The 21,635-nt window shown below is 69.8% G+C and carries 18 protein-coding genes; 2 read left to right on the top strand and 16 right to left on the bottom strand.

Annotated elements, in window-relative coordinates:
- Positions 1–6: 6 nt before the first annotated feature.
- Both ACQZ13_RS26065 and ACQZ13_RS26060 read right to left on the bottom strand, forming a co-directional pair.
- Positions 7–1,137: an anhydro-N-acetylmuramic acid kinase gene (locus ACQZ13_RS26065; RefSeq protein ID WP_431048749.1), complete on the bottom strand. Its 1,131-nt coding sequence runs from the start codon at positions 1,135–1,137 to the stop codon at positions 7–9.
- 78 nt (positions 1,138–1,215) lie between these two features.
- Complete coding sequence (locus ACQZ13_RS26060; RefSeq protein ID WP_431048748.1) at positions 1,216–2,601, bottom strand: peptidoglycan DD-metalloendopeptidase family protein; 1,386 nt, start codon at positions 2,599–2,601, stop codon at positions 1,216–1,218.
- A gap of 398 nt (positions 2,602–2,999) precedes the next feature.
- On the opposite strand from ACQZ13_RS26060, the gene tyrS reads away from it, so the two are divergent.
- Positions 3,000–4,178 (top strand): tyrosine--tRNA ligase, encoded by a 1,179-nt coding sequence (gene tyrS / locus ACQZ13_RS26055; RefSeq protein ID WP_431053401.1) that lies wholly within the window; start codon positions 3,000–3,002, stop codon positions 4,176–4,178.
- Between the two features lie 158 nt (positions 4,179–4,336).
- Here the strand turns inward: tyrS and ACQZ13_RS26050 are convergent, their stop codons facing one another.
- The 13 genes from ACQZ13_RS26050 to gspG all read right to left on the bottom strand — a co-directional run bounded on the left by ACQZ13_RS26050 (position 4,337) and on the right by gspG (position 19,782).
- Positions 4,337–7,801, bottom strand: coding sequence for a S41 family peptidase (locus ACQZ13_RS26050; protein WP_431048747.1), 3,465 nt, complete (start codon positions 7,799–7,801; stop codon positions 4,337–4,339).
- Positions 7,802–7,909: 108 nt separating this feature from the next.
- Positions 7,910–8,809: a 5'-nucleotidase gene (locus ACQZ13_RS26045; RefSeq protein ID WP_088407860.1), complete on the bottom strand. Its 900-nt coding sequence runs from the start codon at positions 8,807–8,809 to the stop codon at positions 7,910–7,912.
- A gap of 63 nt (positions 8,810–8,872) precedes the next feature.
- Positions 8,873–10,084 (bottom strand): type II secretion system inner membrane protein GspF, encoded by a 1,212-nt coding sequence (gene gspF, locus ACQZ13_RS26040; RefSeq protein WP_088407862.1) that lies wholly within the window; start codon positions 10,082–10,084, stop codon positions 8,873–8,875.
- A 50-nt stretch (positions 10,085–10,134) separates the two neighbouring features.
- Positions 10,135–11,568, bottom strand: a complete 1,434-nt coding sequence (gspE, locus tag ACQZ13_RS26035) for a type II secretion system ATPase GspE (protein WP_431048746.1) — start codon at positions 11,566–11,568, stop codon at positions 10,135–10,137.
- 13 nt (positions 11,569–11,581) lie between these two features.
- Positions 11,582–13,876 (bottom strand): type II secretion system secretin GspD, encoded by a 2,295-nt coding sequence (gene gspD / locus ACQZ13_RS26030; protein WP_431048745.1) that lies wholly within the window; start codon positions 13,874–13,876, stop codon positions 11,582–11,584.
- A gap of 2 nt (positions 13,877–13,878) precedes the next feature.
- Positions 13,879–14,775 (bottom strand): type II secretion system protein N, encoded by an 897-nt coding sequence (gene gspN, locus ACQZ13_RS26025; RefSeq protein ID WP_431048743.1) that lies wholly within the window; start codon positions 14,773–14,775, stop codon positions 13,879–13,881.
- A 3-nt stretch (positions 14,776–14,778) separates the two neighbouring features.
- Entirely contained in the window at positions 14,779–15,276 is a 498-nt protein-coding gene (gene gspM, locus ACQZ13_RS26020) for a type II secretion system protein GspM (protein WP_431048742.1), read from the bottom strand.
- Positions 15,273–16,511 (bottom strand): type II secretion system protein GspL, encoded by a 1,239-nt coding sequence (gene gspL, locus ACQZ13_RS26015; protein ID WP_431048741.1) that lies wholly within the window; start codon positions 16,509–16,511, stop codon positions 15,273–15,275. The genes gspM and gspL overlap by 4 nt, the downstream gene beginning before the upstream one ends.
- Before the next feature lie 168 nt (positions 16,512–16,679).
- A complete protein-coding gene (gene gspK, locus ACQZ13_RS26010; RefSeq protein ID WP_431048740.1) occupies positions 16,680–17,741 on the bottom strand; it encodes a type II secretion system minor pseudopilin GspK in 1,062 nt (353 codons plus the stop codon).
- Positions 17,741–18,421 (bottom strand): PulJ/GspJ family protein, encoded by a 681-nt coding sequence (locus ACQZ13_RS26005; protein ID WP_431048739.1) that lies wholly within the window; start codon positions 18,419–18,421, stop codon positions 17,741–17,743. Before ACQZ13_RS26005 ends, gspK begins: the two co-directional genes overlap by 1 nt.
- The gene (gene gspI, locus ACQZ13_RS26000) at positions 18,421–18,801 is read right to left on the bottom strand and encodes a type II secretion system minor pseudopilin GspI (RefSeq protein ID WP_431048738.1); all 381 of its coding nucleotides are present in this window, start codon (positions 18,799–18,801) and stop codon (positions 18,421–18,423) included. The genes ACQZ13_RS26005 and gspI overlap by 1 nt, the downstream gene beginning before the upstream one ends.
- Positions 18,798–19,280: a type II secretion system protein gene (locus ACQZ13_RS25995; RefSeq protein WP_431048737.1), complete on the bottom strand. Its 483-nt coding sequence runs from the start codon at positions 19,278–19,280 to the stop codon at positions 18,798–18,800. The genes gspI and ACQZ13_RS25995 overlap by 4 nt, the downstream gene beginning before the upstream one ends.
- Positions 19,281–19,332: 52 nt before the next feature.
- The gene (gene gspG / locus ACQZ13_RS25990) at positions 19,333–19,782 is read right to left on the bottom strand and encodes a type II secretion system major pseudopilin GspG (protein WP_431048736.1); all 450 of its coding nucleotides are present in this window, start codon (positions 19,780–19,782) and stop codon (positions 19,333–19,335) included.
- Between gspG and ACQZ13_RS25985 the strand changes: the two genes are divergently transcribed.
- The gene (locus tag ACQZ13_RS25985; protein WP_431048735.1) at positions 19,781–20,455 is read left to right on the top strand and encodes a hypothetical protein; all 675 of its coding nucleotides are present in this window, start codon (positions 19,781–19,783) and stop codon (positions 20,453–20,455) included. The genes gspG and ACQZ13_RS25985 overlap by 2 nt on opposite strands.
- Positions 20,456–20,505: 50 nt before the next feature.
- On the opposite strand, the gene ACQZ13_RS25980 is transcribed toward ACQZ13_RS25985, so the two are convergent.
- Positions 20,506–21,624 (bottom strand): nicotinate-nucleotide--dimethylbenzimidazole phosphoribosyltransferase, encoded by a 1,119-nt coding sequence (locus ACQZ13_RS25980; protein ID WP_431048734.1) that lies wholly within the window; start codon positions 21,622–21,624, stop codon positions 20,506–20,508.
- Positions 21,625–21,635: the final 11 nt, after the last annotated feature.

Genomic DNA, 21,635 nt, shown 5'->3' with positions numbered 1-21,635 from the left:
GGTCGATCAGGCCGGCGTGTAGCTGCCCAGCACGCGCAGGCCGGATGCGCCGGTCGCCGCCGGCAGGTTGCCGGGCAGTCCGCGCACATGGCGCATCGCCAGCCAGGCGAAGGCGGCGCCTTCAACCTGCATCGGCGGCAATCCTTTCGCTGCGGTGGTGCGGACGGCCACGGTCGGCAGCAGCGCCTGCAGGCGCTTCAGCAGCGTGTCGTTGAACGCGCCGCCGCCGCAGACCAGCAGCTCGCGCCAGGCGCCCGGCGCGAAGGCGACCAGGCTGTCGAGCACGCACAGCGCACTCAGCTCCAGCAGCGTCGCCTGCACATCGACGGCGGAGGCGCGGGGCGCATGCGCCTCGATCCGTCCGTCGAGCCAGTCGAGGTGGAAGAGATCCCGCCCCGTGCTGCGCGGCGGCGTCTGACGGAAGTAGGGCTCGTCCAGCAGCGCGTTGAGCAGCCCCGTGTGCACCTGACCCTGTGCGGCCCATTGGCCGCCGGCGTCGTACGCGGCGCCCTGGTGGCGATGGATCCATCCGTCCATCAGGCAGTTGCCGGGACCGCAGTCGAAGCCGCCGCTGCGACCGTCCGCCCAGAGCAGGCTCACATTGCTGATGCCGCCGACGTTCAGCACGACGACGTCGGTGCCGTCCTGTGCCAGCACGGCGCGATGGAAGGCCGGCACCAGCGGTGCGCCCTGTCCGCCGGCCGCGAGATCACGGGTGCGCAGGTCGTGGACGACGGCGATGCCGGAGAGCTCCGCCAGCAGCGGCGCGTTGAGCAACTGCAGCGTGAAGCCGATGCCATCGAATTCGCCAGGGCGGTGACGAACCGTCTGGCCGTGCGCACCCAGTGCGCGGACTTCCTGAGGCACGAGCCGCTGCGCTGTCAGCAACGCCCGGCTCGCCTGCGCATAGGCGCGCGTGATCGCATTGCCGGCGAGCGCCGCACGCTGCAGTTCGTTGTTCCCGGGGCTGTTGAGCGCCAGGAGTTCGGCGCGAAGTTCCGGGCCGAAGGCCTGGTAGTCGTGGGCGAGCGCCTGGACACGGCCATCGGCCTCGGCGCGCAGCAGCACTGCATCGACGCCGTCGAGCGAAGTGCCCGACATCAGTCCGATGTAGAGCTCGGTGCCGGACTTCTTCATGGCCGGGTGCTCGGGAGGTCGGGGTGCTGCGAGTGGGGCGGCGACGCGGCGGAGCGCTGGGAGGGCCCGCCGGTTCGCTTACTCGCCGACGACGCCGTCGTGGATCGAGGCGGCGGCCTCGAGGGCGTTCTTCGCGCTCGCGACCTGCGAGTTGAACGCGGCCTTGGCGGTCGCGGGCAGGGTCACGGCCTCGGAGGCGCGCGCGATCACGCGCGGATCCTGCTGCTTGCCGTTGACGCGGAACTCGAAGTGCAGGTGCGGTCCGGTCGCCCAGCCGGTCGAGCCGACGGCGCCGATCTTCTGGCCCTGCTCGATCTTCTGGCCCTTCTTGACGTCGATGCGGCTCAGGTGGGCATAGACCGTCATGCGGTTGCCGCTGTGCTTGAGCTGGATGACGTTGCCGAAGCCGTTCTGCCAGCCGGCGAACTCGACGTTGCCGTCGCCGACGCTGCGCACGGCGGTGCCGGTCGGCGCGCCGTAGTCGATGCCCTGATGCTGGCGCCAGGTCTGCAGGATCGGATGGAAACGCATCGCGAAACCGGAAGTGACGCGCGAGAACTCCATCGGACTGGCCAGGAACGAGCGGCGCTTGCTCTCGCCGTCGAAGCCGTAGTAGTTGCTCTTGCCGCTGGCCGGATCGCGGAAGTAGACCGACTGGTAGCTCTTGCCGTTGTTCACGAACTCGGCGGCCAGCAGGCGGCCGGAGCGGTTGCCCCAGGTGATGGGCTCGCCGTCGGCGGTCAGGGTTTCGTAGACCAGCGAGAAGCGGTCGCCCTTGCGCAGTTCGCGGTGGAAGTCGATGTCGCCCGAGAACATGTCCGCCAGCTGCGTGGCGATCGCGTCGGGCACGTTGGCCTCATCGGTCGCGGCGAACAGCGAGGACTGGATCGTGCCGCTGCCCAGGCGGGTCTGGGTCTCGAAGGCCACGGTCTCCAGCTTGGAGACGAACTTGTCGCCCTGGCGGGTGATGCTCAGGCGGGTGAAATGGGTGTCCTGCTGCTCGCTGGCCTCGGCCGCGTAGCGGGCGACCAGGGACTGCACTTCGCCGCTGGCGGTCGCGACGACCTGCACGCGCTTGCCGACGCGGCCGGTCAGCAGCTTCTTGGCGGTGTCGTCGGAGCGAAGGAAGGCGGCGGCGGCGGTGTCGAATGCGCCCATGCGCTTGAGCAGCGCATCGGCGGTGTCGGCGGCGCGGGTGACGTCGCTGCGCGACAGGCCCGGATCGAACGCGGCCAGGTCGGCCAGTTGCTCGTCCAGCGACTGCAGCGGGATGGATTCGGAGACGACGCGTTGCGGCAGATCCGCCGCGTCAGGGGCCAGCGGCGCGACGCCGAAGGCGGTCACGGCGAAGCAGCTCAGGACACCGACCACGGTGCCGGTCAGGGCGCGAGGGTGTTTGGCCGCGAAGGACTCGGCGCGAGCGAGGGTGCGCTGCACGCGCTGCCATTCGTCATTCCAATTCATCACGCGCCGAAGACCTTTTTCTGGAGCCTGAGGAGTGCCGTCCGCCGCTCACGCCGGTAAAAGCGCGTGGCCCGAATGGCTCGTTGTCCGACGATTCGGAAGACTCGATGCCCTTCAAAGCGAAGGACGCCCGAGCGGGGCGTCCAGATGCTGCGAGGAGCGTCCACTAGAATCGCCGTCTTGCGTTGCAGCGTCAGGTCAGGCATGTGAATTGCCCTCATGGCGCCCCGCAAAAACAGCCGGAAGTATACCGGCGGGTCCGGGTTACAAATGCTAGAAAACCCGATAAATCAAGACTTTACGTAAGCCCGTGCGGGCTTTGAAGCGCCATGTCTGACATCCGAACCCGGGCCCCGTCGGCCCCCGAATTTCCGATCACCGACCGGGTCCGTCATGCGATGCAGCAATCGCTGCGGGGCTGCGAGGAACTGCTGCCGCAGGACGAGTGGCTGAAGAAGCTGGCGCGTTCCGAGGCCACCGGCCAGCCGCTGCGCATCAAGCTGGGCCTGGACCCGACGGCGCCCGACATCCATGTCGGCCACACGGTGGTGCTCAACAAGATGCGCCAGCTGCAGGATCTGGGTCACCAGGTGATCTTCCTGATCGGCGACTTCACCTCCATGATCGGCGACCCCTCCGGACGCAACGCGACCCGGCCGCCGCTGACGCCCGAGCAGATCAAGCACAACGCCGAGACCTACTACAAGCAGGCCAGCCTGGTGCTGGACCCGGCCCGTACCGAGATCCGCTACAACAGCGAATGGAGCGATCCGCTGGGCGCGCGCGGCCTGATCCAGCTGGCCGCCAAGTACACCGTGGCCCGCATGATGGAGCGCGACGACTTCACCAAGCGCTACGCCGCCGGCACCCCGATCTCGGTGCACGAGTTCCTCTACCCGCTGATGCAGGGTTACGACTCGGTGGCGCTGAAGGCCGACCTGGAGCTGGGCGGCACCGACCAGAAGTTCAACCTGCTGATGGGTCGCCACCTGCAGGCCGAGTATGGCCAGGAGCCGCAGTGCATCCTGACGATGCCGCTGCTGGAAGGCCTGGACGGCGTGGACAAGATGTCCAAGTCCAAGAACAACTACGTGGGCATCACCGAGCCGGCCAACGGCATGTTCGCCAAGATCCTGTCGATCAGCGACGTGCAGATGTGGAAGTGGTTCGACCTGTTGAGCTTCAAGTCCATCGACGAGATCGCCGCGCTGAAGCGCGAGATCGAGGGCGGTCGCAACCCGAAGGAAGCCAAGGTGATGCTCGCCAAGGAGATCACGGCGCGCTTCCACAGTGCGCAGGCGGCGGAAGACGCTGAAGCCGACTTCAACAACCGCGCCCGCGGCGGCATCCCGGACGACATCCCCGAGGTCTCGCTCAGCGGCGCCCCGATGGGCATCGCGGCCTTGCTGAAGGCAGCCAACCTGGTGCCGTCGAATGGTGAAGGCAACCGCAAGATCGAGCAGGGCGGCGTCAAGATCGACGGCGTCACGATCAGCGACAAGGGCTTGAAGGTCGAGGCAGGCACGATGGTGCTGCAGGTCGGCAAGCGGCAGTTCGCGCGCGTCACGCTGAGCTGAACGCACGACGGCAACGCACGACATCAACGACAAACGGGAGGCCAAGGCCTCCCGTTTTCATTGGTGGGCAGCGAGTGCCACCGGGACCGGAACAGGGTGGGAGGTTCGCGGACGCGAGGCCTCCTACCCTGTGCAGGGCCGCGCTCGACGTCTCGAAGTTACTGCTTGATCGGCCGCAGATACGGTCCCGGCTTGGGCGTCTTGATCGGATCTTTCGCGATCGCGTCCTTGAGCCACGAGATCGCGGCATCGAGCTGCGCATCCTGCCCGTTGGCGGTCGCACGCGGCGGATTGTCGACTTCGATATCCGGCGTCACGCCCTTGCCTTCGACGAGGAACTGGCCGTCGACGGTGATCTGGCCGTTCTCGGCCGAGCGCATCAGCCCGTTGTCCATCAGCCGGTTCTGGTCCGACAGCCACACGCCCGCGCCTGAGGTCGTCTTGCCGATGACCGGACCCAGGCCGAGGCGCTTGAAGCCTTCGGAGAAGGTCTCGCCGTCGGAGTAGGTTTCCTCGTTGGCGATCACGACCACCTTGCCGCGGAACACCTGCTGCATGTTCGGATACGGCTTGCTCGCGTAGGGCGAGCGTGGCTGCCAGAACGCCCAGGCGCGGCGCAGCAGTGTCTGCAGGATCCAGCTGTCGATGTTGCCGCCGTTGTTGTGGCGGACGTCGATGATCAGGCCTTCGCGCTCGCTCTGGGCGTAGAACTCGCGGACGAAGTCGCCGATGTCGTCGCGGGTCATCGCGCGCAGATGCAGGTAGCCGATCTTGCCGTCGGCGGCCTTGTCGACGAGCTTGCCGCGGCTGAAGCGCCAGTCGTTGACGCGCAGTTGCCCTTCGCGGCGCATGTCGACCGGCGTGACGACCACCGGGCGTTCCTTGCCCGAGGGCTCGCGCACCTGCAGCAGGACCTGCTTGCCGGCCTGGCCGCGCATCAGCTCGCTCGGGTCGGGGACCTGCGTGGCGTCGCGGCCGTTGATCTGCGTGATCACCGTGCCCACCGGCAGGTTCAGACCTGGCGCCGCCAGCGGGGCCGCCTCGGACGGCAGTTCCGGATCGCCGGCGTAGATGCGGGCGATCTTCCAGCCCTTCGGATCGCGATCCAGCTGGGCGCCCAGGCCGGCGAAGCCCGGCTCCTCGACGCCGCGGCGCACCTCGCCCGGCGCGACCTGGCTGTGCAGCAGGCTCAGCTCACCGACCATCTGCGCCATGATCTCCGCGAGTTCGCCGCGTTCCGTGACGCGGTCGACCAGCGGCGCGTACTTCGCCTTCATCGCGACCCAGTCCACGCCGTGCATGTCCTTGTCGTAGAAGAAGTCGCGCTGCATGCGCCATGCGTCGTTGAAGAGCTGGCGCCATTCGGCCTTCGGGTCGACGGCGATCTGCCAGTCGGTCCAGCGCACGCGGGCCTTCTCCAGATCGCCGGGGATCTTCGGACCCGCGTCGACGATCAGGATCTCAGGCGCCGCGCCCGGTGCGGCCGGACGGCGGATCATCAGCTTCTTGCCGTCCGCGCTCAGGTCCCAGAAGGCGACGCCCTCGGAGAAGGTCTCCAGCTTCGATTCCTGCGGGCCGATCGGCAGCTGACGAAGGGCGGTGCCTTCCTGCAGGTACAGCCGCTTCGAATCGACCGCCAGCGCGTTGTAGTTGGCCGGCGCGACCGGCACCTCGTACAGGCGCAGCGAGAGGCCGGGGATCTGGATCTCGGGCTTGCCCTTGGGAGCAGGCTTGACCTCCTTCACCGCGGCGGCCTTCGCTTCCTCGACCTTCTGCTTGGACTCCTTGTTGTCGGGCTTGTCTTTCTCCTGCTCGCGGACCTCGGCTTCTTCCTTGGCTTTCATCGACTGCAGTTCGTCCGGCGCGGCGAAGGGGAAACGCAGGCCCGGCTGCAGCGCCAGCGCGTAGACCTTCCAGCCCCGGTCGAAGTACGGGCCCATGTTGCGATCGCCCCAGGGGCCGGGGTTGCCGGTCACGTTGAAGGTGCGGCGTGACAGGAAGTACAGCCACTGGCCGTCGGGGCTGAAGGCCGGCGCGGTCGCGGCGTAGCGGTCGCTGCCGAGTTGATGGACCTTGCCGTCGGCGACGGTCAGCAGCATCAGCTGCTCGCGGTAGGGGTTGCTGGTGTTGCGGACGTAGGCCATCGCCTTGCCGTCGGCGGACCAGGTCATGAACTGCGCGCCGTCGCCCAGCTGGTCGTGATCGACCTCGCGAGTGGCCGCGGCGCGGTTGGGATTCTTCAGATCGGTCAGGAAGAGGCGGCCTTCCTTGTCGGCATGGGCGATCCAGCGGCCGTCCGGCGACGGCGACAGCGAGCGTCGCATCGCGACCGCGCCTTCGGTGATCTGCTTGGGCTGGCCGGTGCCGTTGGCGGCGAAGCGCCAGATCTCCAGCTCGCCGCTGAAGTCGCAGAGCGCGAACACCGACTGGCTGTCGCCGCTGAAGGCGTTGTCGCGGCAGCGGCCGGCGTCGGTCAGGCCGGCGGGCACGGGCAGTTCCGCGCGGCGCAGCGGGCCGACGCCCTGCGTGGCCAGGCGGCCGCGCGAGGTCATCACCACCTGCTCGCCGTTGGGCGACAGCGAGACGGCGGTCAGGTAGTCCTGCGGGCGGGTGACCCAGCGCTTGCGCTGCTGGTCGTAGTCGCCGCCCAGGCTGACGGCGATCTTCTGCTCGGCGCTGCCGCTACCGCCATTGAGGTCGACGCGATAGAGATCGGCGCCGAGCGCATACACGGCCTGCGATCCGTCCAGGCTCGCATGGCGGACGTCCCAGCCCTTGTGGCGGGTGTGCTGCTGCGGGTCGGAGCCGTCGGCCTTCACCGACCACAGGTTGTAGGTGCCGTCGCGGTCGGACAGGAAGGCCACGCGCGCGTTGCCGGCAGCATCCTTGTAGGGCATCGGGCGGCGGTCGTTGGCGCCTTCGGGCAGCAGCGGCTTCGCTTCGGCGGTGCCGGAGAGGTCCATCACCCACAGGCGGGCGAGGGCGCCGCCGCGGTACTGGCGGGCGTTGTCGCCGCGCAGGCCGTTGCGGGTGAAGTAGAGGGTCTTGCCGTCGGCGCTGAGGGCGCCGTCGCTGGCCTGGCCGACGGGCAGCGCGCGATGCGCGCTGGTGATCAGCGAGACCAGATGCAGCTGGGTGCCGGGTTCGCCGCGCTCGGTGGCGCCCGAGTAGAGCACCTCGTTCTCGGCGGTGACGCCCCAGACGCGCACGGCGCCGGTGTCCCAGGTCAGGCGGCGGGCGACGCCGCCGGCCGCCGGCATCACGAACACGTCGCCGGTCGATTCCTGCTGACCGACGAAGGCGATCCAGCGGCCGTCGGGCGAGATGGCGGGGAAGGTCTCCGCGCCGCCGTGCGTGGTGATGCGCTGGGCGGTGCCGCCGGCGACGTTGGCCTGCCAGAGGTCGCCCTCGGCGACGAAGACCAGCCGGTCGCCGCGCAGTGCTGGCTGGCGGTAGAAGCCGAGCGAGGGATCGGTGACGGCCGGCCGCGCGGGGGCGCTGCGGGCGACGGCGTCGGCGGTGCCGGCAGCGGCGGCCGCCGTGGCGGTGGATTCGGCGGCGATGGCGAGGGTGGCCATCGAGCAGGCCGTGGCGATGGCCAGGCGACGGAGCGTGATGCGCATCGTGGGTCTTCCTTGTGGGAGTCCGGGGCGGAGCGTCGGAGCGTGGAGGGGACCGGCCTGACGGCAGCCGGAAGTCATGCGGCGCGGATTCTGGCGCCGCGGGCGGCGTCAGCGGTTCGTCACCCCCATGGCCACGTGCCCGGCGGGCACGTGCGGGACGGCGTTCTGGATGTGGCCGTGCTGGTCGTCGAAGAAGAAGTCGGGCTCGAACTCCCGGAGGAATTCGCCCTTGGGCAGACCGCCCAGGAACATGGCCTCGTCGACCTCGACGTCCCAGTCCATCAGCGTGCGGATGGCGCGCTCGTGGGCGGGCGCGCTGCGGGCGGTGACGAGGGCGGTGCGCAGGCGCATCGGCACGGCGGGCGCGGCCTGCAGGCGCTGCAGCTCATGCAGCACCTGCTTGAACGGACCGGCGGGCAGCGGGGTCAGCTTGCGGGCGATCTCGTGCTCCTGGAAGGCGTCCAGACCGTCGCGTTGATAGACCTGCTCGGCCTCGTCGGAGAAGAGCACGGCGTCGCCGTCGAAGGCGATGCGCAACTCATCCGGATAGGCGGCGGAGGCGCGCGCCGACTGCGGGAAAACACGGGCCGCGGCGACGCCCGCGACGAGCGCTGATCGCACGTCGTCCTCGTTGGCGGAGAGGAAGAGTTGCGCCTTGAGCGGCTTCAGATAGCGCCAGGGGCTGTGGCCGCGGGTGAAGACGCCGCGTTCGATGTTCAGGCCGTAATGCTGCGCGGAGCGGAACACGCGCATGCCTGAGATCGGGTCGTTGCGCGACAGCACGACCACCTCGACGCGGGGCGTCTCGCCGGGCGCGTTGAACGCGAGCAGCTTGCGCACGAGGGAGAACGCGGTGCCGGGTTTGGCGGGCTCGTCCAGGCGCTGCTGCTGCAGGCGCATGTAGGCGCGGTCGTCGCTGTCCTCGAAGAGCTGGTTCTCCTCTTCGAAGTCGAACAACGCGCGGGAGGAAAGGGCCACCACCAGGCGGCCGTCGAGAGAGGCGGGCATGAAGCGGATGATAGGCCGCCGCCTGACTCCGGAGGACCGGCGCGTGGGCGCCGGTGAGGCGCGTTACTGCGCCGCCAGCTTGTTCATGTCGATGATCGGCAGCAGCACCGACAGCACGATCAGCATCACCACGCCGCCCATCGCGACGATCAGCAACGGTTCGAGCAGCGTGGCCAGCGTCATCGCCCGGCGCTTCACCTCATTGCCGAGCTGCTTGGCCGCGCGCTGCAGCATGTCGGGTAGTTGACCGGTCTGTTCGCCCAGTCGCGCGAACATCGACAGCAGCCCCGGGAAGCGCTTCTTGCCCGCCAGCGCCGCGCCCAGCGGCGCGCCTTCGCGGACCTGCGCCAGCGCGTCCATCGCGTCGGCGCGCATCGCGCTGTTGGACAGCGTCTCCGCCGCGGCCTGCAGCGCCTTCAGGATCGGCACGCCCGCGCCCGCCAGCATCGCCAGCGTGCCCGAGAAACGCGCCGCGTTGTAGCCTCGCGCGAGCCGGCCCAGCAGCGGCAGGTTCAGGAAGGCGGCATCGAAGCGCTGTCTCGGACCTTCGCGCTTGAGCAACTGCTTCATGCCGATGAAGCCGCCGACCACGATGATCAGGATCACCAGCCCCCAGTTGCGGAGCACGTCGGAGGTGCCCATCATGATCCGCGTCAGCAGCGGCAGCGTCTGCCGCGTCTGCGTGAACACCGCCGCCACCTGCGGCACCACGTAGGTCAGCAGGAAGCTCACCGCCAGCACCGCGATGATGCAGACGATCACCGGATACGCCAGCGCGCCGAAGAGCTCGGAGCGCAGTCGCTGCTGTTCTTCGAGGTCGTCCGCCAGGCTCTCCAGCACCGGACCCAGCGCGCCGCTCTGCTCGCCGGCGGCGACCACCGCGCGGTAGACGTCGTCGAACTCGCGCGGGGCCGTGCCCAGCGCTCGCGCGAACGACGAGCCCGCGTTGACCTCCGCCTTCAGCTGCGACATCAGCTCGCGCTGGCGCGGATCCTCGGCTTCATCGGCCAGCGCGGCCATCGAGCGTTCCAGCGGCAGACCCGCCGAGATCAAGCCCGCGAGCTGCCGCGTCCACACCGCCAGCCCCGCCGCCTTGAACGCGCGGCGCGCGAAGCGCGCCTTCTTGCCCGGCTGCGCAGCCACCGCCTTCACGTCCAGCGGCACCAGGCCTTGCGTGCGCAACTGCGTCCGCGCGGCTTTCAGCGTGTCCGCCTCCAGCAGGCCCGTGCGGGATTTGCCGGACGCGTCCAGGGCGTCGTACTTGAAGGCGGGCATCGCTCGTAACCTCGGTCTCTACTGCTCGTGCGTCCGTGTCATCACCGCGATCACTCGCGCGTGACCCGCAGCACTTCCTCTTCGGACGTGACACCCGTGGCCACCAGCCGGTCGCCGTCCTCGCGCATCGAGCGCAGGCCGTTCGCGCGCGCCGCCGCCAGCAGCTCGGATTCGGGCGCCTGGTTGTGGATCAGGCTGCGCATCGCGTCGTTGCTCACCATCAGCTCGTACACGCCCGTCCGGCCCTTGTAGCCGCTGCTCGAGCAGGCCGGGCAACCCACCGGGTGGTAGCGCGTGCCGCCGCCGGGCAGGGGCTCGGGCGACTTGCACACCGGGCACAGCTTGCGCACCAGCCGCTGCGCCAGCACGCCCAGCAGCGAGGAACTCAGCAGGAAGGGCTCCACGCCCATGTCGGTCAGACGCGTCACCGCGCTCACCGCGTCGTTCGTGTGCAGCGTGGCGAGCACCAAGTGACCCGTCAGCGACGCCTGGATCGCGATCTGCGCCGTCTCGTAATCGCGGATTTCGCCGATCATGATCACGTCCGGATCCTGCCGCAGGATCGCGCGCAGCGCCTTCGCGAAGGTCAGGTCGATCCGCGAGTTCACCTGCGTCTGACCGATGCCGGGCAGTTCGTATTCGATCGGGTCCTCGACGGTCAGCACGTTCGTCGTCGACGTGTCCACCGTCTGCAACGCCGCGTACAGCGTCGTCGTCTTGCCCGAGCCCGTCGGACCCGTCACCAGCACGATGCCATGAGGCTGCTGCACCACGCGCTGGAAACGCTCAAGCCGCTCGCCGTCCATGCCCAGCGCCGCGAGCGTGAAGCGCGACTCCGACTTGTCCAGCAGACGCAGCACCGCGCGCTCGCCGTGCGCCGACGGCAGCGTGCTCACCCGCACGTCGATCGCGCGGCCGCCGATGCGCAGCGAGATCCGGCCGTCCTGCGGCAGCCGCTTCTCGGCGATGTCGAGTTCCGCCATGATCTTCAGCCGCGAGATCAGCGCCGCGTGCAGCGCGCGGTTCGGCCGCACGACTTCGCGCAAGGTGCCGTCGACGCGGAAACGCACCGAGCTCTCACGCTCGTAGGGCTCGATGTGGATGTCGCTCGCGCCGTTGTTCGCGGCCTGCGTCAACAGCGCGTTGAGCATCCGGATGATGGGCGCGTCGTCCGCCGCTTCCAGCAGGTCTTCGACCGCCGGCAGGTCCTGCATCATGCGCGACAGGTCGACCGCGCTCTCGACCTCGCCGATCACCAGCGCGGCGTTGTCCTCGCCGCCGGCGTAGGCGGCCTGGATGCGCGTCGACAGTTCGGCCACGCTCAGGCATTCGATGCGCGACGGCGCGTAGACGCGCTGCAGCTCGGACAGCACCGGCAGCGTCAGCGCGGGCGAGGCCCACAGCGTGCGCTGCGAGCCGTCGTCCTCGATCAGCAGGTGCTGCGCCTTGGCGACGGCGTAGGGAAGGGGATGGCGGCTGGCCATGGTCGCTCCGGGCTCAGCGGCCTTGCGGCGCGCTGGCGGCGTCGCTCGGTGCCTTGGCCGGACCCGGCACCGGCGACGACGCCGGATACACGGGCAGCGGCAATTGCTGCGGCAACGCGCCGCTCGGCGTGGAGGCCGGCTTCTCCGGCAGCAGCGGCGCGCCGGTGTCGGGCAGCACCAGGGTGCTCTTCGGTTGCACTTCCTGCTGGTAGGCGCGGATCGCGTCGTAGCGGTCGGCGGTCAGCGAGGCCGCGTTCTCCGGCGTGCGCAGCACCACCGGACGCAGGAAGATCATCAGGTTGGACTTGACGCGCTTGCGGCTCTGGCTCTTGAACAGGTTGCCCAGCAACGGGATGTCGCCCAGGCCCGGCACCTTGTCCTCGCCGTCGGTGTACTCGTCCTTCATCATGCCGCCCAGGACCAGAACCTGGCCGTCCTCCAGCGTCACGCTGGTCTCGACCGCGCTCTTGTCGAACGTCGGCCCCTGCGTCGCCGCGTTCACCGTGGCCACGACGCTCGAGTTCTCCTGGTACACCTTCATGCGCACCGTGCCGTTCTCGCCCACGGTCGTGCGGACCTTCAGCCGCAGACCGACGTCGCGGCGGTCGAAGGTCTGGAACGGGCTGGTCGTCGTGCCCGAGGTCGTCGTCGAGTTGCCGGTGATCACGGGCACGTTGCTGCCGATCAGCAGATCGGCTTCCTCGTTGTCCTGCACGACCAGCGAGGGTGTGGACAGCACGTTCGTGCCGGAGATCTGACCCAGCGCATTGGCGACGGCGCCCAGCGTGTAGAAGTCGCCGACCTTCTTCAGGAAGCCCAGGTTCAGACCCGCCGGCACCTGCCCCGACGCGAGGGCGGTGGTGGCGCCCGTCTTGCCCGACGCGACGGCGCCCGACAGGTTCAGGATGTTGCTGAAGCCGGTGCCGAAGTTGGTGCCGAACCCAGACACCGTCGAGTCGCCCCGGTTTCCGAACAGCTGCGTGAACTGCACGCCGAACTCGCCCAGCTTGCTGGCGTCGACCTTGACGACGAGCGCTTCGACGTAGACCTGCGCGCGACGCGTGTCGAGCTGCTCGACGACCGCGCGGATCTGGCGGTACATCGGCTCGGGCGCCGTGATGATCAGCGAGTTGGTGGCCGGGTCGGCCTGCACGAAGCCGCCGGTGCTGACCTGGGCGGTCTGGCTGACCTGCGTGGAGGCGCCGCCGCTGCTGGAGCCGCTGCTGCCCGAGCTCGACGACCCGCCGCCGAACGAGGCACTGTTGCCCGCGAAGCCGCCCGACTGTCCCGCGCTGCCGGTCTGCGCGCCGGCGAAGCCGCCGGTGCCGCCCTGGCTGCTGTTGGCACCGCCCGCGCCGGGGCCCGCATTGTTCGTGTACGCCGCGCGCAGCACGGTGGCCAGGCGCACCGCGTCCGCGTTCTTCAGGTAGATGACGCGGATGCTGCCGCCGGTGTCGCTGCTGGGCTGGTCGAGCTTGGCGATCATCGCGCGCAGCTGCATCAGCTTGGCCGGATTGGCCGCGCGCACGATCAGCGCGTTGCTGCGCGGATCGGCCATCACGCTGCCGCTGCCGCCGCCGCCGCCCTGCACCTGGACGCCCTGCGCGCCGCCGCCGCCGTCGGACAGGCGCTGCACCAGCTGCACGATGTCCGAGGCCACCGCGTTGCGCAGCGGGATCACCTCGATGTCGGTGTTGGAGGGCTGGTCCAGCGCCGCCACGATGCGGCTGATGCGCTGCAGGTTGTCGGCGTAGTCCGTGATCACCAGGCTGTTGTTGCCCGGGTTCGCGTTGATCGTGTTGTTCGGCGTGATCAGCGGACGCAGCACCGCGACCAGGTTGTTCGCGTTTTCGTGGCTGAGCTTGAAGATCTGCGTCACCACCTGGTCGCCGCGGGTGCGCGACTCGCCGGCGATGGTCACCGCGCCGGTCTGCAGCTTCGCTTCCGCTTCGGGCACCAGCTTGAGCAGTCCGCCCGTCTCGACCATCGCGAAGCCCATGCCGCGCAGTGCGGCCAGGTAGCTCAGGTAGGCCTCCTGCACCGGCACCGGCTGCTCGGCCGTCAGCGTCATCGTGCCCTTGACGCGCGGATCGACCAGGATCGGCTTGCCCAGCGCGGCGGACATCGCGCGCGACACCGCCTCGATGTCGGTGTTCACGAAGTTCAGCGTGACCGGCGTGCTCGCGCGCACGGCCGGCTGTCGGCGGTTCTGCTGCTGCGTCTGTGCGCCGGCCTGCATCGGCAGGCTGCCCGCGATCAGGGTGATCGCGACGCCCAGCGCCGTCGGTCGCATCATGTGCTTGTTCATGCTCATCCCACCGAGATGATCGAGCGCGCTCCGTTGCGCCGCCCGATGATGTTCAACAAATTGGCCAATGCGGCTTCGCTGCCGGGCGCGGCGGTCGCCTCGCCCTGGAATTGCGTCCGCGTCGCGCCCAGGGTGCCCTGGCCGCTCAATTGCAGCGGCCCCTGGATCGTCGACAGGATCAGTTGCGGCGCCTGGCCGCCACCCACCAGGCCCATCCGGTAGCTGCCCAGCGGCGCCACCTGCGCCAGGCGCGAGGAGAAGTCGCGCAGCTCGACCTGGGCCATGCCACTCACGGCGATGGTCTTGCCCTTGCCTTCGAAGACGAAGCCCTGCGCGCTGACGGCGATGACGCCGTCCGGCGCCAGCGTGTTCCAGGGCGTGCCCAGTCCGACCAGCCAGGCGGCCGGCCAGCGGATCCAGGGTTGTTCGGGCGTGGCGTCGGGCAGGCGCACGGTGAGCCGGTCCATGCCGAAGCTCGCCGTCAGCGGCGCCGCCGGCTTGATGCAGCAGGACTGGTCCAGGGTCAGGCGCACGCCGGGGCCGCCGTCCGCCCAGATCGGGCGCAGCGACCAGCCCAGGCGCTGCGGCAGTTCGCTGGCGTCGCGGCTGCCTTCGCCCGGGCTCAGGATCACGCGCGCGCTGCCGTTCCAGACGCTGCCGCGCGCATCGGCGAGCAGCAGCCGGTCATTCGTCGCCGAGGCCACCGCCTTGGCCAGCCAGGCCGCCGGCGCCCAGAGCACGATCGAGGTCAGCAGACCCAGCACGGCGCCCGCGACCGCCCAGCGCATCGCGCCGCGGTCGGTGCGGACCAGCGCCACGGCCTTGCCCGGCGCGGCCAGCAGCATGAAGGCCGACTGGACGAAGGCCGATTCCATGAAGCGAGGTTGTTGTTTGGCCATCGCTCAGTTCCCCGCCGCGGCCGGCAGCACGACGCTCAGGCGTCCGGTGTAGCCCTGCGGACCGGCTTGCAGCTCGGCCTCCTGCGGACGCGCACGCGCACCCTGGCGCGCCTCGCCGATCCACACCGCCAGCGCGCCGCCAGGCACGCCGCGCAGCCGCAGTTGCGCCTGCGTGCCGGTGATCGTCAGTTCGGCGTTCGGGCCGAGCCGCGCCGTCGCGGCGCGCAAGGCGGTCATCGCCTGCTCGGTCGACACCGGCACCGCCTGCTTGAAGCTCTGCACCTGCAGCGCCATCGCGCGCATCTGCTGGAGTTCGCGGTCGAGCCGGTCGATCTCGCCCGGCGCCTTGCGCAGCGTGGCCCAGGCCGGCGCCAGCGCGATCAGCCAGAGCAGCAGCAGTCCGACGAAGGTGGCCGTCAGTCGCGCGATCAGGCGTTCGCGCGGGGTGGCGGCCTGCCAGCGGGCCGTCAGGTCCCGTCGCATGGTCGTGATGGCGTTCATCGGTTGTCGGGTCGCAGGCTGAGTTGGAGCGTGTCGCCTTCCTCGGAGACCCGCAGCGCGGGATCCTGTCCGAGCCGGTCGCGCAGTTGCGCGCGCTGCGGCGGCGTGAGTCCGGCCAGATGCAGCCGTCCCTGTTCGAACCGGACGTTGGGCAACGGCGGCTCGCCTTGCGGCCAGACGCGGGCCACGGCGCCGAGCAGATCCTCGAGGTCGCCGGGGCCGACCTGGCCGGCGCCGCCGCGCAGCGTCTCGGTCTCGCGGACCATCTGCGCGCGGGCGTCACGGACGACGCGGATCTGCGGGAAGGCCTGGCGCAGCAGCGTTTCCTGTTCGGTCTTGCGCGCATCGATCGCGCGCCCCTGCTGCCAGGCCATCGCGTTCAGGCCGACCACCTGCACGGCGATCAGGCCGATGACGCCCCAGCGGAAGGGACGCCAGGTCGGCGACTGCAGCGTCTGCCAGCCTTGGTGGACGCGCTGCCAGCCGCGCTGGCGCGGCGTCAGGTCGAACTGCAGCAGGTTGACCGGCGCTTCGCGCGCGGCCCAGACGCGGTCGGTGTCGTTGAGCACGCGCACCTTGCGGCCCAGCCACTGCTCGGCCTCGGCCGAGGCGGCGGGGCTCGCGGTCACGGGCGCGTCTTCCCACCAGTTCTCGCCGAGCCAGCCGCGCAGGCCGCCGCTGTCCAGCGGGAAGGTGGCGACACCGTCGACGCGCGTGACGCGCAGCCGGGCGCGATCGTCGGAGCCGGCATAGACGTGGCCGCCTTCCTCGACGTCCTCTTCGCCGGGCTTGGCGACCCGCGGCCACGACAGCGGTCGCAGCGCCTCGATCAGCAGCCCGGCCGCCTCCATCGCCTGCAGGTGCGTGCGCAGCGGTTCGCGGGCGGTCACGGCGACCCAGTGGGTCTGGTCCTCGGCGTCGGGCGTGGCCATCAGCGCGAAGTGCAGCTTGTCGGCGTCCTCGAGCAGATGGTCCTCCATCACCCCGACGATCGCGGCGCGCAACTTTGCGCCCTTGATCTTGGGCAATTGGGCAGGGAGCCAACTGACCTGGTCGTCGGCGAGCAGCAGCATCACGCGGTCGGCGTGCGGCATCGCGTCCAGCGGCGCGCGCTGGCCGTGCCCCCGAGCGTGGGCCGGCGCTTGCGCGTCGTGGCTGAACCAGAATTCGTAGTCGAGCGGGGCGGCACCGTTCTGAGGCGGGCTGGCCGGCAGGAGGATGAGCAGGGTACTCATAGGATCGCGGATTCTAGGAGGGCTTGCGTGACGGAATGGCTCCGCGCGCCCCCGAGCAAGCCCGTAGTCGCGCTTTTACAAGTGCATGCATCCCGTCCCTCATTTTTCGATTCGTTTCAAGCGCGTGTGGGCGGCGCGCGACGCCGTCGCCCGCAGGGCTCACGGCGATCACGGCGTGGCCCCGTAGCCGGCGGTTCCGGGCAGCGCCGATTGGCGCAGCAGGCGCTCGCGATCCATCACGCGGACGTTGGTGCCGTCCCGGAACACCAGGGATCGCTGCGCCAGGACCCGATCATCCATGCGCATCTGGCCTTCGACGAGAAAGTAGTTCGACGTGAAGGCCACCATCCCCTGGCGCGTGTCGGTGGCGGGCACGCCCGGCACCAGCGTCGTGAGCCGGTCGTCCCAGGCCGTGAAGGCCTTGCTCTGACGGGCGCGCACGATGCTGTCGGCGACCCCGAGGTCCACGCCCAGGACATCCGCGATGACTTCCCGCGGCGCGGTATTGATGTTCAGCGTGGTGCCCGCCTTCGGCAGCAGCACGGCCAAAGTGCCCAGGCGGGCCACCTGTTCGTCGTTGAGACCGAACCAGCGCAGCTGCTCGATGCGGACGGGTCTCAGCGGCACGTTGCCCTGCTGGTCCGTGCCCTTGCCGCCGGCGGAGGCGATGAGGTTCTTCTGCACCTGTTCGGCGATCGACGCGCTCATGCCCGCGCGCTGGAAGATCCGCCGGGCCGCGTTCAGGTTGTCGAGGGCCTTCTGCACGGCCTGCGCATCCGGCGGCTGGCCGGGCTGCGGCTGCGTCGGCTGGGTCTCCAGGTTGCGCAGGTTGAACAGGCCCTGGGCGTCCTCGATGTGGCCGGAGAGGAAGGCGTCGGGACCGGCGTCCTCGGACTTGTTCTCGTCCTGCGCCAGGAAGCTCGACAGGCGGGCCTCGGCCAGCGGCACCGCCCACACCTCGCCGAGGTCGTCGCTCTGGGCGGCCTTGTTGCGCCCGGACTTGACGTCCTCGGCCAGGATCAGCCGCGCCCAGTCCAGTGCCCCCTGCAGCACCCAGTCGGCCTGGGCGCGACCGCGGTCGGCCGCCTCGATCTGGATCGAGCGCGACTGCCGGAACAGCATGGCGGCGGACAAGGTCGTCACCAGCACCACGATCAGCAGCGCGGTGAGCAGGGCCGCGCCGCGACGCGATCGCGCCGCAGGGGCCGGACGGCGGGAAGCGGTGCGCATCAGCTGCCGGCCTCCACCGCGACTTCACGGATCAGCTCGCCCCGATAGCCGCTGTCCTCGCCGAACTGCAGGCGCATGCGCACGCCTTCGGGAATCGTGTTGCTCGGCGCGGTGTTGTTGGTCCCGGTCCCGGTTCCGGTCCCTGTTCCGGTGCCGGTCTGCTCGGGCTCCTTGTCGAGCGACGACTGTGCATTGGCCCAGGCGCCGCGCTGGAAGAAGTACATCTGCCAGCCGGTGACGCGGTCGAGTCCGGGCAGCTCGCGCATCTCCTTGGCGTTGAGCTGCTGGCTGCGGAACCAGGCGTCGCGCAGCGTGTCGGCGCTGTTCAGGGTCTGCGATTCCCAGCGCGCCAGCCGACCTTCCTTCAGTTGCCAGGCCACCAACTGCAGGCCGGTCTCGCGGCGGCGCGTGATGCGCAGCGTCGCGCCGTCGAAGGTCAGCGCGTCGAAGACGTCGCTCTTCTGCACCTCGCGCAGGTCCAGCTCCCACTGCCGGATCAGCGTCTGCAGCGTCTCAGCGCGATCCATCGCGGCCTCGTTGCGCTCGCGGCTGGTCGTCAACGCGGACACCGCGCGCCAGGCCATGACCGACATCACCGCCATCACGACGAGCGCGACGACGACCTCGATCAGCGTGAACCCGCGCGCCGCGCGCCGGGAGGAGCCTGTGGCGCGGCGCATCAGGAGTTCCGTCCCACGATGGTGGTGATCGTCAGCAGCGGCCGGTCGCGGTCGTCGAACACCTGCGCCTCGACGCGGCGGAAGTTGGGGTTCGGCGTGCCGCGCACCGACATCTTCACGCTGAAGTCGCGACCGAGCTGGGCGCAGCTGACGTTGTTGTCGCCGATGCTCGGGAAGGTGCGGGTGAGGCGAAGTTCGGTGAGCTCGTTCTCGGCGCACCACTGGGCCAGCGAGTTGATCGCGAGCCGGTCGGAATTCGAGGTCATCGCGCCGGCAGCGCGCAGTCCGGCCGCCAGGCACAGCGCGACGATGGTCAGCGCCACCAGCACTTCGACGAGCGTGAAGCCGCGCGAACGCGGCCGGTGCAGGGCGGGGATCATTCGCCGCCCTTCGCGATCGCGAACGGACGCAGTCCGTCCGTGGCCAGCGTGATGCGGTGGTCGCCGCGGATCAGCGTCACGCGCTGTGCGCCGATCAGCGGTTCCGGGCCCAGGCGCAGCGAGCGCCCGTTGGCGTTCGCGCTCTCGATCTCGACGATGGGCGGGTCGCCGACCCAAGGGCGTTCCAGGTCCAGGCGCTTGAGCAACGGGGCCGGCAGGCCGGTGATGCGGTAGCGGCTGGCGTCGCTGCTCGAATCGGGCAGCCAGCGCACGTCCAGCGACGCGGCTCGGGCCTCCGACCGGGCGGTCTCGAGCACGGCGGCCAGTTGCAGCGCCTCGCGTTCCAGCTGCACGTCGGCGCGGTCGCGCACGGCCACCGCGACGGTGGCGCTGGCGATCGCCACGATCGTGATCGCGACGATCAGCTCGATCAGCGTGAAGCCGCGCTGGAGCAGTCGACCGGACGGACGCGCGCGCACGGCTCGGGGCGGTCGGTGGGGGCGGGGACGCAGCGCACGGCGGACCGCGCGCTTATTCCCAGGACCCGATGTCGGCGTCGGAGCCTTCGCCGCCCGGCTTGCCGTCCGCGCCCAGGCTGTAGATGTCGACTTCGCCCTTCAGGCCGGGGTTGTCGTACTGGTACGGATTGCCCCACGGATCCTTGGGCAGCTTCTCGATGTAGACCTTCCAGTTCGGCGCCGCGGGGCCGTTGGTCGGCTTGGCCACCAGCGCGCCCAGGCCCTGTTCGCCGCTGGGATAGCGGCCGTTGTCCATGCGGTAGAGCTTGAGCGCCTGCATCAAGGTGTTGACGTCGGAGCGCGCCGCGGTGCGGCGGGCTTCGGACACGTGGTTCATCACTGCGGGCACGACCACCGCGCCCATGACGGCGACGATGGTGATGGCCACGATCAGTTCGATCAGCGTGAAGCCGCGGGCGCGTCGCGGAGAGAACTTGGCGAACTTCGAAAGGGGTCGATGCATGGTGTTGCAATCCTCGTGGAGCCGCCCTTGGTGGCCCATCGCGCTGCATCATAATCGTCGGATGCATGCACGATGGTTAAGCTTCGTAGTCTGGGCGGCGATGGCGGCGAGCCTCGCTTATTGGGCACTGACGCTGATGGTGAAGGGACCTCAGGCCCCTGCCATGACGCGTTCTGCGACGTCCGAAAGCGTCGCCGCCGACTGGACTCGACTGTTCGCGGCCGCGAAGGTGGTGGAGACGCCGGTCGAGGTGGCCTCTTCGCGCTACCAGCTGCTGGGCGTGGTCGCGCCGACCGCCGGCGGGCGTTATCCCGGCGAAGGCGTGGCGTTGATCGCGATCGCCGGCGCGCTGCCGAAGCCCGTGCGCATGGGGTTTCCCGTCGATGGCGACCTGAAACTGATCGAGATCAATCGCCGGGATGTCGGGCTCGGAACCGGCAATTCGGTGACCGTTCGGCTGAGCCTCGCGCCCGGCGCGGCGGACGCGATGATGCCCGCGCAGCAGCCCCAGTTCGCGCCGGGTGGCGGCATGGCGCCGCCGCCGAACTTCGGTCCGCAGATGCCGCCGCATGCCGGCGCGCCGGGACCCGACGGCATCGTGCCGCCGACCGCCGTCACCGGTTCGCTGCCGCAGATGCCGCCCGGCGACGGCAGCGGCAACCCCATCAAGTAATTCCAAAGAGGTAGCGCGTGCGAGTGCCCAGGCACTCCGCGCGGCTGGGGTCAGTACTTGCTACCCAGCGTGGTCCGACCCGGACCGGTGTGCAGCGCTCCCGCGCCGCTCGAAGCCGTGTCGCGCAGGTCGGACGGCCGGCTGTGGATGGCACCGTCCGGCAGTTCCTGGACTTCCGTCAGCAGCGCCGCCGCGCAACGCACCAGCGGCCACGCCAGCGTCGCGCCGGTGCCGTCCCCGCATTCCATGCCGAGTTCCAGCAGCGCCGACGCGTGGAAGAGCTGCAGCGCCTCGTCCAGCCCGCGATGGGTGGTGCTGCGGCAGAACACCGCGTAGTCGGTGACCGGCGGCGCGATCATCGACGCCACCTTCAACGCCGCGCAGGCGGGAATGCCGTCCACGAGGATCAGTTGCCGCTTCGACGCGGCGACCAGCATCGCGCCGACCATGACGGCCAGTTCGAAACCGCCGAAGGCCGCGAGCACCGCCATCGGTTCCTGCACGTCGCGATGTCGCTGCTGAGCGCCTTGCAGCACCAGCATCAGGTGCGACAGGTCGTCGTGCGGCATGTCGGGGCCGGAGATGATGAAGTCCTGCACCGGCATGTCCATCAGCCGTGACAGGACCAGGGCAGACGCCTCCAGCGATCCTTGCCCCAGGCCCGCGCAGGCAATCACGTTGCCCGCGAGGTTGTCGGAGATCTCCATGCCGACGCGCACGCCGGCATGCGCCTGTTCGACCGTCATCGCCGCGCCGGCCCGCGAGTTGCGCGTCCCGTGCGCGATCTTGCGTGCCAGCAGGCGCTGCTGGGGGCTGAGCGGTTCGGCGATGCCGCAGTCGACGACCGTGACGTGCATGCCCTGGTTACGCGCGAACACGGTCGACGGCAGCCGGTGCTGCAGGGCGAGGAGGGCTTGTTCCCGCGTGCTGCGGCCGTTGGGCAGCGCGATGCCATCCACCGCCAGACCGTGGTCGGCGGCGAACAGCACCAGCGTCGGGTCGCGGAACTTCGGCGTCTGCGTGGCCTGGATCAAGCCTAGCCGCACGGCGAGCGGCTCCAGTTCCCCCAACCGGCCGGCCAGCGTGCAACGGCGTTCCAGGCGCTGACGCAAGGCGCGTTCCAGCTCCGGATTGGCGGTCGGCGAGATGAGGGACTGATGAATGGACATGGGGACCGCCA

Source organism: Roseateles sp. L2-2, from assembly GCF_050613215.1.
Classification (GTDB): Bacteria; Pseudomonadota; Gammaproteobacteria; order Burkholderiales; family Burkholderiaceae_C; genus Roseateles; species Roseateles noduli.
Note: the sequence above shows the minus strand (reverse complement) of the source record. Positions and strands in the feature narration are given on the sequence as shown.